Origin of the sequence: Olivibacter sp. SDN3, assembly GCF_014334135.1 — a bacterium.
Classification (GTDB): Bacteria; Bacteroidota; Bacteroidia; order Sphingobacteriales; family Sphingobacteriaceae; genus Olivibacter.
Map to the genome: position 1 here is coordinate 900,263 of NZ_CP060497.1, position 13,420 is coordinate 913,682.

A 13,420-nucleotide genomic window follows, 5' to 3' on the forward strand; every position below is an offset into this window, starting at 1 on the left:
AAAATATATACAAACAAAGGCAATAAAAAATACCTCTTATTAATACAAAATATAGAGCAAACTGTTTGCCAACAATTAGTCTCCCGAATTATTTTTGTTAAAACGCACTTCTGCCAAACGATTTGTTTCGTATATTTTCACTGTAATAAGAAAATAAGACAACAGCAAGGGACCAAACACTAATCCCATTATACCAAACATCGGGATCCCTATAATCACGCCTATAATCGTTATAATCGGGTGTATATCCCCTACTCTCTTTGCAATAACTAACCGAAGTACATTGTCTATATTCGTTACCAAAATAAATCCCCACAATAGCATCGCCACCGCATTAAACGTATCACCATCTATAAACTTAATGATGCAGGCAGGCACAAAAACCAAAGGTGCGCCAACAAGCGGGATAAACGAAAGAATAACACATATTACTCCCCAGAATAAAGGATCTGCAAAATCAAACATCCAGTAACCCAAAGCTACGGCTCCTCCTTGAATTAACGCAATAAACCCTTGCCCCAACACATTCGAATACGTAATGTTCCGGAGCTCAATACCGAAACGAATGGCATTTTCATCCCGAAAAGGAGAATAGCGTAAAAGTCCTTTTTCGAATTCACGATAACCAACAAATAAAAAGTATAGCAAGAAGTACATTACTGTAAGCTCCAGCAATAAATTGGCAGCTCCCCCAAGAATGGAAGTAAGTAAGTTTCCAGCATAAGATACCCCTTTTTGTAAATTGTCTGCAATAAGGTCCGGCTGCTGTAATTTGTCTCCCATAAACTTATTGATCTCATTTATGGTCTGTTGAATTTTCTCAGGATCTCTGGTTAACGCGATTACTTTCTTGGCTATCATATTAATGAGTCCATAGAAGGGAAAGACAATAATAAAGAAGGACCCAATTATAATAAAAGTGGCCGACAATGATTTGCGCCATTTCCACCGTTCAATTAAGAAAATGTTCACTGGTCTAAAAATCGTATACATCACCAGTGTTGCCAAAAGCGCACCAAAAATTCCACTTAAAGAAAAAAGAATAAAAGCCCCAAGAATAATGATAATAATAAGCGTGATATTATTACGCTGTTTTTGATCAAATAAAGCTGCCGACATGCATAAAGTTAAAAGGAAAAATTAAAAAACAAAACCGATACTACCTAATTATTTTTTATTGAAGACCGGTGTTCGCTTTTCCAGAAATGCGGAAACACCTTCTTTAAAATCAGCGGTACCAAAACAGTTACCAAATTCTTCAATTTCTGTGCTAAAACCATCCTGCCCATCAATAAGCGAGGCGTTTACCGCCCGGATTGCTGCTGCTACGGCATTTGGTGAACGAAGCAATATATCAACGAGAATATCTTCCGCTTTTGTAATGACTTCATCTGCCGGCACAACATGGTTTACCAAACCTATCTGCAGTGCTTTCTCCGCATTGATCATATTGCCCGTTAGAATAATTTCCAGCGCATTTCCACGACCAACCAATTGTGTCAAGCGTTGCGTTCCTCCATATCCCGGAATCAGGCCCAACGAAACCTCAGGCAACCCCATTCTTGCCATATGGCTGGCCACCCGGATATGACACGCCAACGCGAGTTCCAAGCCTCCGCCTAAAGCAAAACCATTAATTGCAGCAATAATTGGCTTTTCTGCATGATGGATAAGATCAAAGACCTTCCTTTGCCCATCACTTGCCAAGTCTCTTCCTTCAGCTGAATTAAAATCAGAAAACTCCCGGATATCCGCCCCGGCAACGAAAGCTTTCTCTCCCGTGCCAGTCAAGATTATTCCCCTTACCTCCGTATCCGACAAGGCTTTGGTTAACACGTCGTGCAGTTCCATTAATGTTTCTTTATTTAAAGCATTGAGCTTTTGCTCCCGATTAATGGTTACCCTTAATATATTACTCGCTATTACCGTCAATAAATGTTGATAGTTCATCTTCAAGTGCTTTGTTGTTTTCTGCCTCCCGCGATTGATTACGAGAAAATATTCTATACTATTTAAGTTTACGTATTTTAACAATTTTCAAGAAAAATGTTTTTATTTATTTTACGATAAGTTGCAAAGTCACGCACCATCGCTATTAAAACAGCATTTTTGTCAAATAATTGTTTTTATTATCATAATAGTTAAATAATTTCCTACAAGGAATTTTCTTTTGAGATTTTTATCCTTACATTTGCTTCGCAATAATTTCAGGGAACTTGCGTTTTGTTGTTTGATATTTTACGACAAGTTTTTGGTATTGATGGTTTAAGAGAAATTTAGATCCTATGAAGTTAAAGAAAAGTATTGTATTACCTTGTCTTATTTTTTCAGTTTTAGCATTAATTGTTAGCATTAGTTGGCGTTCTATCAACCGAACCGAATTTCCAACAACAAATACATCTCCGATAGAAAAGAAAAAAGCCTTAAGTGCTCTTTCTTTTGTTAGCTATAAATTTGAAACGATATTTGACCAGCAACATGCAAATGTTCCTGTTTTAGACAGCAGTGTATTTAAACAAGCATATATCGGTTACTTAAATTTACGGGAGCAAGGTAAAACTACTTCTTCTATTCTGACCATTGCAGATCTAAGTTTACATAGTAGGGAACCTCGTTTATGGATTATTGATGTTGAAAAAGATAGTATTTTACTGAACACCTATGTTTCGCATGGCCGCGGCAGTGGTCTAGCTGAAGCCAAAAGCTTTTCGAACAGGTCGAATTCCAACCAAAGCAGTTTAGGTTTTTATCTTACGGGAGAAACATATCAGGGAAAACACGGGCGTTCTCTTCGTTTAGATGGCTTAGATAGGGGCTTTAACTCCAACGCTCGTTCGAGGGCTATTGTCATGCACGGTGCATGGTATGTAGGTCCAAACATTTTGAAGGGACAAGATCGTATGGGAGTGAGCCAAGGCTGCCCTGCGGTTTCCGAGGTATTAAAAGACAAAATCATTGATCTTATCAAAGATCGTTCTGTTTTGTACATCTATGGCAAATCAAGTGCTTATCAATCTGCTTTGCTAAATGAACAACCGATAACGCGTAGTTTAATGGCGATGGCCTCCTCTATCAATGAAGATGAAACAGGCCAAACAATGCTTGGCGATTCTTCTGCCTTGTTGGCTGACGAGGGTAACTTACTTTAACGCTTGATAAACTATCGTATCCAGCTTGTAGATATCCGGGTAGAACACCAACTGCCCCTGTTCGTCCAATTTACTGGTGGCATAATCTAAAACTACTTCAACTTTTGGATCTAAATGAATGGTTTTCGCATGCGGGTCATCTCTTCCCATTTCACGCGCAATAGTATCATATTTAGCCCCTTCGCCAAAAATCGCTTGTGCTAATACCAACGGTTTTTCAACTCTTACGCAGCCATGGCTAGCTGCTCTTGTAGCTCGCCCAAAAGCTCCTTTTGCCGGTGTATCATGCAAATACACACTGCTACCATTCTTAAATAAAAATTTGATCTGCCCCAAAGCGTTGGTTCTTCCAGGCTGCTGCTTAAAGGTAAACGGTAAATGTTCCTTATCGTAACCCGACCAATCTATACTATCGGCTGCCTCCATTTTCTTGCCTTTATAAAAAACATCTATGCCGTTGTTTCTAAGGTAAAATTTATCCGTCTGTGCATGTGCCAAAATCTCGTTTGAAGCGATACTCGCCGGAATATTCCAGACAGGGTTTACCTGTACACTCTGTATCAAACTCCGTAATACGGGAGTTTCCTGCCCTCCTGCCTTTCCAACAACCACTTTCATCGATACAATCGCTTTGCGATCTTTCACAACAGACAAATGGTACGCTGGGATATTAACAAAAACCGCCCAACTGCTATCACGCTCCTGCTTCCAACGTAAGCGCTCCAGGTTAGCGATAAGGGTCATCTTATCCGAGACAGATTGCTCTTCATTACCCAATGAACTCTCTTTATGTTCTGCCCCGACTAAAGCCTGTTGCAACATTTTATACATGGGCATATCCGGCTGTATACTATCTAGATGACGAACTAAATTATCTGTGCTAAGCACCTGATGAAAGCTGAGACTATCGGGCCGTTTCGTTTCGATATAATACCGAGGTAAAACACGCATCGGATGGAGCACACCATACTGCAAGGCAATGCTATAATTTGTTAATGCTTCAGCAAAGAGTAGCTCTGTCCAAACAAGCTGCTGATAAGCTTCATCAATAGCTGTAACCACATGCTTATCCGAAAGATCTTCAACGGATTTTCTCAGTCTCCTAGACCCAATATCTTTGAGCGAGAAACCATGTTCTTTAACCTTTTCTAAGTAGTTGATGAAATAAAACACGGAGGAGTCTGGGTAAAACTGCTTTAAAAGAATCGGTTGAAAATCCGCGCTAGCGTAAAAACCCATCAAATATCTAGGGTTTTTAAACTGATTATAATTTGCTTGAAGGGTACGCTGGAGGTGTATCCTTAGCGAATCGTCATTCAGCTCCTTATACACACTGTTACTGGTTGACCTCACAAAAATTTCTGCAATAGGTGTTCTGGGTTTGACACAGCCATTAAACAATACGGCAATTAGCAGAAAAAACAGGATAGCAAATATACTATATGGCTGACCAAATGTTTTTCTATTCATCTCTAATAAGCAAGCTCCTTTGTTAGGACATAAATAATGCCAATAATCACCTATTTAGGCACATTCCGCGGTTCCACACAAAAGCCGATATCGCTAATCCCTTTTAATGGATTATCTCGCATGTTCTGCTCTAACCTAAATGCATAGGTTCCCGTATCAGGAAATAAATAATTATTGTCATAGGCTATTTGGTAACTATACAAACTACCTGCTCCCTTACCCAGCCACCTACCGTCCTTATCCGCTACTTTAAGTTCCACCCTTTTGGTTAACGACTCCTCCATCCCTGGCCCTTTCTGATGGACAAGTAAAAAGAGATTGGCATATCGATAATCAGCAGTTATTCTAACATTTATTTTTAGCTTGTAAGCTCGATCTTTATCCTTTACCTGAACATCAAACGTCGGTATATCACTATAGTTCCATGATTGGTTTGGAATAGCCTTAAACTCATCCAGCAGCGCTTGATCGCTACAGCCACCCATCACGGAAACAATAATCATGATGGCAACAAAAATGTATTCTTTTTTTAAGGAACATCTAAGGCTTTCCACCATTATTACCATTATTCGTATTACTATCTTTATTGACGTTTCCCTTCTTTCCTCTGTAACGTCTTCTATTATTTTTTGGTTTACCTTCCTCTGCTGTTTTACCAGCACCTTTTTTTACACCACTGTCTTCAGCTTTCGGTCTTCTCTGTCCTTTTTCGACTTTTCCCTGGCCGTCATTCAACTTTTGAACTGCTTTTCCGTCAGTAGATTGTTGTTTATTTTTATTTCTTTTTCTTCCTGAAGAACGTTTCTTCTTTTTATTCTTTTCATCTAAACGCGTTAAACTATCCTGCCCCACTACATTCTCGTAGTCATATTTAACTGTTTTGACTTCTTCTTTGATCTCTTCTTCTTGAATCTCAATCAGGTCTTCCGGCTTAAACCCTTCTTTATTTCCATGCGCAATTTCTTTCACGCGGTCTATCAACAATGGAATCCAATTTTCGTCATCCGGATAGGAGAACCACATCATGCGTTTAAAGATATCTGTCTTCTGTAATCTCGCTACCCCTCTTTTTGTTTCTAGCCTTTCAATATCATTGGGAATGTCCCTCAACGCATCCATATAGGTGTCCAGCTCATAATTGAGACAGCACTTCAGCTTTCCACATTGCCCCGCTAATTTTAACGTATTCAATGATAGGTTTTGATATCTCGCCGCGGCTGTTGATACGGTCTTAAAATCAGTAAGCCAAGTAGAACAACAGAGCTCCCTACCACAGGAACCGATCCCTCCCAATCGACTGGCTTCCTGCCGCATACCTATTTGTCGCATTTCTATTCTGATTCTGAAGGCCTCTGCCATCTTTTTGATCAATTCTCTAAAGTCCACACGCCCTTCAGCGGTATAATAAAAAGTAGCTTTCGTTTTGTCTCCCTGATAGTCTACATCACTTAGCTTCATAGAAAGCCCAAGATCCAGCGCTAATTTACGTGCACGATGCATCGTTTCCCATTCAAGATCTTTTGCTGCTTGATATTTATCCATATCATTAGCCGTCGCTTTTCTAAAAATCCTCTTTTCAATAGCAGAGGGTTCTAGCTTGTTTTTTTTCAATTGTAACCGCACAAGCTCTCCTGTTAGGGAAACAAAACCAACATCATATCCTCCGGTAGCTGTTTCAACGGCCACCGGCTCTCCCATCTCCAAGTAAAGATTTTCTGAATTTATATAAAAATCCTTCTTAGAGCCTTTAAACCTTACTTCTACGACGTTAAAAGGTATATAGTTTGCTGGCATATCCATATGATTCAGCCAGTCGTAAACATCCAATTTATTACATCCGTTGGTCATACACGACCCATTGCTTTGGCAACCGGCGGGCGCACACCCACCTCCGGATGAGCAATTATCACATCCCATAATATATATTGAGTCCCAGCAATGCCGGGAACGTTTAGTGTTTAAATAATAAAACTAATTGCAAAGATACATCTAAAAATAAGATTTTAGGATTTGCATTTCGTTCTATATGATAACCCGTCTTTTCAAAAATACGCACACATGCTTCCAACTTTTCTGTACTGTAAAGTGGACTGAACCGCTCAACAAAGGTCATTTCAGCATCCGGAAGATGTACCAATTCGGCTACTCCTTCTTTATAAAGGATAACTTCCCGCATGATATGGATAGCGTAAAGTAAAAAACTTTTTTGATTTTCACGGCCTAATTTTGATAAATTATCATCTACCAGGCTTAGTATATCCAAAACTTTTGCTCCAAAACACAGGCGTAACCATTGTACCAGCAAATCAAAATGGTTGCTCGAATTTTCTTCGGTAAGCTGTGCAAGCACGAGTTGCATATTACCGCCACTGATATAAGACAGCTGCCTGGCCTTATCAACCGATAATTCTTTTCGGTGAACAAGGTAGTTAATCAAAGACTCCCGATCCAACGCATTCACCTTGACCAGCTGAGTTCTTGAAATAATGGTATTGAGCAGCTGATCCTGATTTTGTGCGACTAAAAGAAACAAGGTTCCGGGAGGTGGTTCTTCAATAAGTTTCAGCAATGTATTACCTTCTTTATCCAGATATTCAGGTAACCACATAATCAACACCTTGTAAGGAGCTTCGAACGCCTTCAAACTTAATTTCTGAATGATGTGATGACATTCGGCTATATTAATATTAGCCTGTTTATTACCGGCATCAAAACAGGCTCTCCATGTTTCCATTCCTAAATATGGATTAGACAGAAAAGTCGTTCGCCACTGTTCTATAAAAGTACTTGCTGTATCTTCTTTATGCGCAGCAAAAAAAGGATAGGAAAAATGTAGATCGGGGTGAATCAGTTTTGCATATTTTCTACAAGCGCTACATTGTCCGCAGCTATCATCAGCCTCTTTTTGCTCGCAGTTTATGTACTGCGCATAAGCTAAAGCTAAAGCTAAACTACCGCTCCCCTCCGGTCCCAAAAAGAGTTGTGCATGACTGACCCGATTCTCTTGCACCGTACGTATTAAGTGTGCTTTCACCTTTTCCTGCCCAATTATATCTTTAAATTGCATGTTATTCTCGTTTTCCGTTATAAGGGCTTTCTCATTCGTTCGAACAGTTAGGTTAATGAAGCTTTCTGCACATTCAACTCCCCTACCAATTACGTATCTTTGCCCGCATATAGTAAACTTCAAAAATAACAAATTATGCGAATAATGGCTTTTGATTATGGAACGAAACGGATAGGTATTGCAGTTACCGATCCGCTAAAGCTTATCGCCACCGCCCTAGACACCATTCACCCTAATGCGATTATTCAGTACCTAAAAGATTACCTGACACGCGAGCAAGTGGAGGCCTTTGTAGTAGGTATGCCCAAACAAATGGACGGAAGCGATTCACAATCTGCCATGCATATCAGGGGGTTTATCCGTTTGTTGAAGAAAACATTCCCGTCCATTCAGATTCACACTATTGATGAACGCTTTACTTCCAAAATAGCGTCAGCCACTATTGCACAAAGCGGTTTAAAACGTTCTAAAAGGCAGGAGAAGAGCTTGGTTGACAGCGTATCTGCTGTTATTATCCTGCAAAGTTTTATGGAAAGTTCACTATTTAAATAGTTAAAAAACATATTTTTGCTTTATGGAGATCTTAGATAGCCGACTAGAAACCTACTTGACCAGTACCTGTGATGCAGAATCTGCGCTATTAAAACAAATTGGCAGAGAAACGCATCTCATGGAAACTATGCCCCACATGATTTCGGGGCATTATCAAGGTCGCGTATTAAGCTTGCTCAGCACCTTGGTCAATCCGCAATCTATCCTAGAAATTGGCACATTTACAGGGTATGCTACGATCTGTCTAGCTGAGGGCCTAGCAGCAAATGGCATCCTGCACACCATTGATAATAACGAAGAACTGCACGAACGGGTAGAACGATACTTTGACTCCTCAGGCTATGGAGCGCAAATCAACTATCATATTGGCGCTGCGCTCGAGGTGATCCCAACATTAAATGAAATATTTGACCTTGTATTCATTGACGCCGACAAAAAAAATAATTTAAATTATTACAAAATGGTCATCGATAAGGTTCGTTCGGGAGGCCTAATTTTAATCGATAACGTTTTGTGGAAAGGGAAAGTGACACAGGAGGAAAACGATAAGCAAACCGAACAGATACGCTTATTGAATCAATACATCGCACAAGACAAAACTGTACAAAAAATCATCCTCCCAATTAGGGATGGCTTATTGGTTATTCGAAAACGGTAGTGTATGAAGCCTTTGATCGTTGCTAATATTCTGTATTTTTTTCTTATACTCGTAACGTCTAGCAATAAATTATTTGCACAGAACATTGCCCATGCTTATATAGACAACCACAAGGACTGGGCAATTAGCGCCATGCGCGAGTTCGGTATCCCTGCCAGTATTATACTGGCTGTTGCCATGCATGAAAGTGCAAATGGTAACAGCAAGGTTGCGGTACATCTGAATAACCACTTTGGCATTAAAGGACCTAACAGCAATACACAGATAAAGTCGGCGTATAAAGGTTATAACTCTGTAAAAGATTCCTATGACGATTTCATCGCCTACTTAAAAAACAGGAAACAGTTAAGTACATTGTTTGACAGATACCCTGCTTACGATTATCAGTCGTGGGCTTACGGCATAATGCATGGCGGTTACGCCGGAAACAAAGCTTGGGCTGCGCATATCATAGCGCTTATAAAGAAACATCGCCTTTTTGAGCTTGACGATGTCCCGGAAGATGATATTGCCACCGAGTTTGAGTTACCAAAGAAGGCATTTAGCGAAACACCTCCTACTATTTATGTCGTTAAAAAGGGTGATACCTTAGGCATAATTGCTAAACGGCATCACACAACGGTTAAAAATATTATAAGAAAAAACAGTCTGGTGTCGGATAGACTTAAAATTGGCCAACGCATTAAAATCTAAATTAAACTATGAACAAAAAAAGAAAATTCACTTTTATAGCTCTCCGGACAGCATTGATTCTGGTTTCTTTTTCGTTCTTACTTGGCTGTCTTCCTAAACAACGGGTACTGCAAAGTACCAAAACCAAACGGCAAAATCCAGTCACCACAAGTGATCGGAGAAACAATTCCCATAGACCTAATACCTCTCCTATAATCAGTGCTTCTGCGCAAGACTACATCAGCAAATATCAAGGTATTGCCATCCAGGAAATGAACACGTATGGCATACCGGCTAGTATTACATTGGCTCAGGGATTGCTGGAGTCTGCCAACGGCAATAGCGCACTAGCCCGCGAGGCTAACAATCATTTTGGTATTAAATGTACAGCTGACTGGAGAGGCGGTTCTTTCTTAAAAGACGACGATAATATAGATGATTGCTTCAGGGTCTACCGCTCTGCTGAAGAATCGTTTAGGGACCATTCTGAATTTTTGCTTCGCAAACGCTACGCTGCGCTATTTGAACTGGATAAAAACGACTATGTTAGCTGGGCCCGGGGATTAAAAAAAGCAGGATATGCCACCAATCCACGTTATGCCGAGCTACTTATTGACTTGATTGAACGTTATGGCTTACATCAATTTGACCAAGGAGAAAAAGTGCCCGAAAAAATAAATCGAGAAGAGCGTGTACTGGTAGAAATTGCTGAAAACATACCGAAAGAACAGGAGCAAGAAGTAGCTAAACCACCATTAGAAATGAAAATTCATGAAGTAAAACGTGGAGAAACGGTGTATAATATCAGTAAACAGTACGGGTTGACGGTAGAAGATTTAAAAGCCATCAACAGCTTAACAGACGAAGAGTTAGTTGTTGGTCAGCTTTTATTGGTTTCGAAATAAACACCTAATTTTAGCGAAGTTTCTGTTAAAAAGTGTAAAAGACCTTTTTATTGACACTAACGCTATGTATTTTTGCTAACTTGAAAATTCTTACAGCCATAATCGTTTTGCTATTTATAGGAACTACCGATCTCTACGCGCAAGAGATGGAAGGCATTGTATTCGACACTTATACGAAACAGCGTGTGCCCCGGGTTTATATTTATAATATGGCAAATGACGAAATGCGGTACAACAATAAAAGAGGGGAATTTTCCATCAAGGCAAATCCTGGCGATACCTTGATAGCTGTTGTTAAAGGCTATCATTCTGATACAACGGTTGTCCATAGTGAAAAACCCGTTATTATCTTCAACCTCAGCCGCGCCACTATATGGTTAGATGAAGTAAGCATTGTGGCCAGGCGATCGCCACAACAAATACTCGAAGAACGGAAAAGAGACTATAGCTCTGCCTATAAGGAAGGAAACCCCGGCAGTTTATTTTCTGCGGGACCAACGGGTGCCGGCCTCAGTATCGATGCCTTGTACTCACTCCTCAGTAGAAGAGGGAAAAATGCACGCTTCCTTCAAGATATGATCCAACGGGAGTACGAAAATAACGTTATCGATGCGCGTTTCACACAAGCCGTGGTCAGACAACTTACCAACCTCAGCGGTGGTGCTTTGGAAGATTTTATGCAGCAATACCGGCCGACCTATCATTTCATCATGCAAGCTAACGATTACGAATTGGGAAAATATATACAGTCTTCATATAATATGTACCGAAAAAACCCCGGCGCATACCGTTTGCAACCCCTTCCGAGAAAATCGCCAAAAACGGAAAAAGTGGAAATCGAGAGATTAAAACCAAATTAGGGCATTATTCTTGCTACAAAGAAACTTATATTTAGCCTGTAACGCCAAGTCATGAGGGGGAAGTGTTTAGATACACTTTGTTTCATCGCCGCGATACATTGTATTTGAGAAGCTTTTTATCTAAGTTTGTAGTTAATTTTGCCGGGAGTTTATGTGTTAAATTTTCCAGCTATCAAAAGATAGACAGATGAAGAAATCATACCTAATTATTTTATTTTTTTTTATCGTGGCCGCCTTAGATCTCCGGGCGCAGGACTACAACTTGGACGAACTTCGGCAGGCACCTGAGAAAAACAGCCTACCCGTACGCACACCACAGATGTCTATCCATGATTTGGACATCCAAGGTCCAGACCTTAATTTAAAGATCAACTATTGGCGAAATTGGACAACCTTTTCTATTAATGCCAATCAGGCCACTTTTAGTGATAACTTCAACAATGGAGGGGTAAACTCCATATCGCTAGGATCCATGTTTAATACCAAGTGGGATTATACCCGGGATAATAAAACTTTTATCTCAGAGATGGATTTGCGCTATGGCGTGGTACAAAATGAGAACCAATTATCCCGTAAAAGTCAAGACCGTATCTGGTGGGATAATAAATTCTCGCTAAAATTCGCACCTAAATGGGGCTTTTTTGCTGCCTTAACCTTCGAAACACAGTTTGACGTAGGTTGGCGGTATGAAAATCGAGCGGGTGTTGATACGCGCGTGCAACGAATCTCCAATTTTATGGCACCGGGTTATCTAACACAATCTCTAGGTTTGGAATATAAACCGGATCAATTCTCGTCTATCCGTTTCGGTACCGGTACAGCCCGACAAACCTTTGTTTTAGATGATGAAGTTTTATTACCCGAAAGCCCACTTGATCTTCCCCCTGAAGCTCGATTCGGTGTGCCTTTTCCAGGCACGTTTCGGAATGAGTTGGCTTTTCAAATATTGGCTACTACCGATAGAGACTTATCCAGCATGCTCCATCTGAAAGCACAATACGAATTCTTTGCCAATTATGAAGAGTTTCGCAATGCCCGCCATCGTTTAGACGCTATTTTAACGGCTCGAGTTTCCCGGGTGATCAGTGTGATGTTTAACGCAACCTTATTGTATGATCCTTTGCAAATTCCAGATCAGACATTCGCCAATACCTTACAACGCTCTCAGTTAATAGGTATCGGCATTTCTTATAAATTCCCGAGATAATGCGTTTAGTGAGAAGTTTATGTGTTTTTGTTAGTGCTATCGCGGCGTTAACCAGCGCCTGTGCGTCTAAAAAGCAATTTGCCGACAGCAATAAGGTATATGAAAGACAGGTAGAAGAGTTGGCAGAGGTCATCACCCAGCCATTACCTAGTCCGCAGTTCCTGGCGGCCGCAGCACTGCCTGCTCCGGGTTTGGAAGGACAAAGAAACGAATTCGAATGGGTTGGCACCGTTAATTTCAATATGCGGCGACCCAACTTTGTTGTGCTACATCACACGGCACAGGATAGCATTCAGCAAACTTTACGCACCTTTACCGTAGAACATTCGCAGGTCAGTGCGCATTATATTATTGACAAAGCAGGCAAGGTATACCAACTGCTAAACGACTATTTACGCGCCTGGCACGCGGGCGACGGACGCTGGGGAGGAGTAACCGATTTAAACTCTATATCGTTGGGCATCGAGCTAGATAACAACGGAACGGAGCCCTATACCGAACCCCAGATCAATAACCTATTGGTGCTTCTAGACACCTTGAAAACAAATTATAAAATTCCTACCGAGAACTTTATAGGACATGGAGATGTTGCGCCCGGCCGAAAAATTGATCCCAGCTCCAATTTTCCTTGGAAGCTATTGGCCGAAAAAGGTTTTGGTTTATGGTATGACGAGGTATTGCAAAACCCTCCATCATCCTTCAATCCAATGGATGGCTTAAGGATATTAGGTTATGATACAAGAAATGCCTCCGCAGCTATTATCGCTTTTAAAAGGCATTTCATTCAAACGGAACTCTCAGCAGAATGGACTCCCTTTGCTTTGAGCGTACTTTATAATTTATACTTAAAGAAAAGTAATGGATAAGCCAATAGGTTTGC

The 13,420-nt window shown here is 40.5% G+C and carries 14 protein-coding genes; 8 read left to right on the top strand and 6 right to left on the bottom strand.

Annotated elements, in window-relative coordinates; all coding sequences use genetic code 11:
* Window positions 1–75 precede the first annotated feature (75 nt).
* Both H8S90_RS03660 and H8S90_RS03665 read right to left on the bottom strand, forming a co-directional pair.
* Window positions 76–1,119 carry an AI-2E family transporter gene (locus tag H8S90_RS03660; protein WP_187341242.1) on the bottom strand — a complete coding sequence of 348 codons (1,044 nt, stop codon included), beginning with the start codon at window positions 1,117–1,119 and terminating at the stop codon, window positions 76–78.
* 48 nt (window positions 1,120–1,167) lie between these two features.
* Complete coding sequence (locus H8S90_RS03665; protein WP_187341243.1) at window positions 1,168–1,950, bottom strand: enoyl-CoA hydratase/isomerase family protein; 783 nt, start codon at window positions 1,948–1,950, stop codon at window positions 1,168–1,170.
* A gap of 335 nt (window positions 1,951–2,285) precedes the next feature.
* On the opposite strand from H8S90_RS03665, the gene H8S90_RS03670 reads away from it, so the two are divergent.
* The gene (locus H8S90_RS03670) at window positions 2,286–3,149 is read left to right on the top strand and encodes a murein L,D-transpeptidase catalytic domain family protein (protein ID WP_187341244.1); all 864 of its coding nucleotides are present in this window, start codon (window positions 2,286–2,288) and stop codon (window positions 3,147–3,149) included.
* Here H8S90_RS03670 and H8S90_RS03675 read toward each other — a convergent pair.
* From H8S90_RS03675 to H8S90_RS03690, 4 genes are read right to left on the bottom strand one after another with little or no spacing between them, the layout of a single operon-like run.
* Window positions 3,141–4,619, bottom strand: coding sequence for a L,D-transpeptidase family protein (locus H8S90_RS03675; protein WP_187341245.1), 1,479 nt, complete (start codon window positions 4,617–4,619; stop codon window positions 3,141–3,143). The genes H8S90_RS03670 and H8S90_RS03675 overlap by 9 nt on opposite strands.
* 50 nt (window positions 4,620–4,669) lie before the next feature.
* Complete coding sequence (locus H8S90_RS03680) at window positions 4,670–5,122, bottom strand: gliding motility lipoprotein GldH (RefSeq protein WP_187341246.1); 453 nt, start codon at window positions 5,120–5,122, stop codon at window positions 4,670–4,672.
* Between the two features lie 37 nt (window positions 5,123–5,159).
* Window positions 5,160–6,536: a regulatory iron-sulfur-containing complex subunit RicT gene (locus tag H8S90_RS03685; protein WP_187341247.1), complete on the bottom strand. Its 1,377-nt coding sequence runs from the start codon at window positions 6,534–6,536 to the stop codon at window positions 5,160–5,162.
* A 34-nt stretch (window positions 6,537–6,570) separates the two neighbouring features.
* Window positions 6,571–7,686 (bottom strand): ATP-binding protein, encoded by a 1,116-nt coding sequence (locus H8S90_RS03690; protein ID WP_187341248.1) that lies wholly within the window; start codon window positions 7,684–7,686, stop codon window positions 6,571–6,573.
* 135 nt (window positions 7,687–7,821) lie between these two features.
* Between H8S90_RS03690 and ruvX the strand changes: the two genes are divergently transcribed.
* The 7 genes from ruvX (at window position 7,822) to H8S90_RS03725 (ending at window position 13,406) form a co-directional block, all read left to right on the top strand.
* The gene (gene ruvX, locus H8S90_RS03695; protein ID WP_187341249.1) at window positions 7,822–8,238 is read left to right on the top strand and encodes a Holliday junction resolvase RuvX; all 417 of its coding nucleotides are present in this window, start codon (window positions 7,822–7,824) and stop codon (window positions 8,236–8,238) included.
* A gap of 22 nt (window positions 8,239–8,260) precedes the next feature.
* Entirely contained in the window at window positions 8,261–8,896 is a 636-nt protein-coding gene (locus H8S90_RS03700; protein WP_187341250.1) for an O-methyltransferase, read from the top strand.
* Between the two features lie 3 nt (window positions 8,897–8,899).
* The gene (locus H8S90_RS03705; protein ID WP_187341251.1) at window positions 8,900–9,589 is read left to right on the top strand and encodes a glucosaminidase domain-containing protein; all 690 of its coding nucleotides are present in this window, start codon (window positions 8,900–8,902) and stop codon (window positions 9,587–9,589) included.
* Between the two features lie 8 nt (window positions 9,590–9,597).
* Window positions 9,598–10,473, top strand: a complete 876-nt coding sequence (locus tag H8S90_RS03710) for a glucosaminidase domain-containing protein (protein ID WP_187341252.1) — start codon at window positions 9,598–9,600, stop codon at window positions 10,471–10,473.
* 50 nt (window positions 10,474–10,523) lie between these two features.
* Window positions 10,524–11,333, top strand: coding sequence for a hypothetical protein (locus H8S90_RS03715; protein WP_187341253.1), 810 nt, complete (start codon window positions 10,524–10,526; stop codon window positions 11,331–11,333).
* A 187-nt stretch (window positions 11,334–11,520) separates the two neighbouring features.
* Window positions 11,521–12,540 (top strand): DUF3078 domain-containing protein, encoded by a 1,020-nt coding sequence (locus H8S90_RS03720; protein ID WP_187341254.1) that lies wholly within the window; start codon window positions 11,521–11,523, stop codon window positions 12,538–12,540.
* Window positions 12,540–13,406, top strand: a complete 867-nt coding sequence (locus tag H8S90_RS03725) for an N-acetylmuramoyl-L-alanine amidase (RefSeq protein WP_187341255.1) — start codon at window positions 12,540–12,542, stop codon at window positions 13,404–13,406. Before H8S90_RS03720 ends, H8S90_RS03725 begins: the two co-directional genes overlap by 1 nt.
* Window positions 13,407–13,420 lie beyond the last annotated feature (14 nt).

Excerpts from the sequence above, each read along its gene's own strand:
- H8S90_RS03660 (WP_187341242.1), bottom strand. The coding sequence starts at position 1,119 with ATGTCGGCAGCTTTATTTGATCAAAAACAGCGTAATAATATCACGCTT.
- H8S90_RS03665 (WP_187341243.1), bottom strand. The coding sequence starts at position 1,950 with ATGAACTATCAACATTTATTGACGGTAATAGCGAGTAATATATTAAGG.
- H8S90_RS03670 (WP_187341244.1), top strand. The coding sequence starts at position 2,286 with ATGAAGTTAAAGAAAAGTATTGTATTACCTTGTCTTATTTTTTCAGTT.
- H8S90_RS03675 (WP_187341245.1), bottom strand. The coding sequence starts at position 4,619 with ATGAATAGAAAAACATTTGGTCAGCCATATAGTATATTTGCTATCCTG.
- H8S90_RS03680 (WP_187341246.1), bottom strand. The coding sequence starts at position 5,122 with ATGATTATTGTTTCCGTGATGGGTGGCTGTAGCGATCAAGCGCTGCTG.
- H8S90_RS03685 (WP_187341247.1), bottom strand. The coding sequence starts at position 6,536 with ATGGGATGTGATAATTGCTCATCCGGAGGTGGGTGTGCGCCCGCCGGT.
- H8S90_RS03690 (WP_187341248.1), bottom strand. The coding sequence starts at position 7,686 with ATGCAATTTAAAGATATAATTGGGCAGGAAAAGGTGAAAGCACACTTA.
- ruvX (WP_187341249.1), top strand. The coding sequence starts at position 7,822 with ATGCGAATAATGGCTTTTGATTATGGAACGAAACGGATAGGTATTGCA.
- H8S90_RS03700 (WP_187341250.1), top strand. The coding sequence starts at position 8,261 with ATGGAGATCTTAGATAGCCGACTAGAAACCTACTTGACCAGTACCTGT.
- H8S90_RS03705 (WP_187341251.1), top strand. The coding sequence starts at position 8,900 with ATGAAGCCTTTGATCGTTGCTAATATTCTGTATTTTTTTCTTATACTC.
- H8S90_RS03710 (WP_187341252.1), top strand. The coding sequence starts at position 9,598 with ATGAACAAAAAAAGAAAATTCACTTTTATAGCTCTCCGGACAGCATTG.
- H8S90_RS03720 (WP_187341254.1), top strand. The coding sequence starts at position 11,521 with ATGAAGAAATCATACCTAATTATTTTATTTTTTTTTATCGTGGCCGCC.
- H8S90_RS03725 (WP_187341255.1), top strand. The coding sequence starts at position 12,540 with ATGCGTTTAGTGAGAAGTTTATGTGTTTTTGTTAGTGCTATCGCGGCG.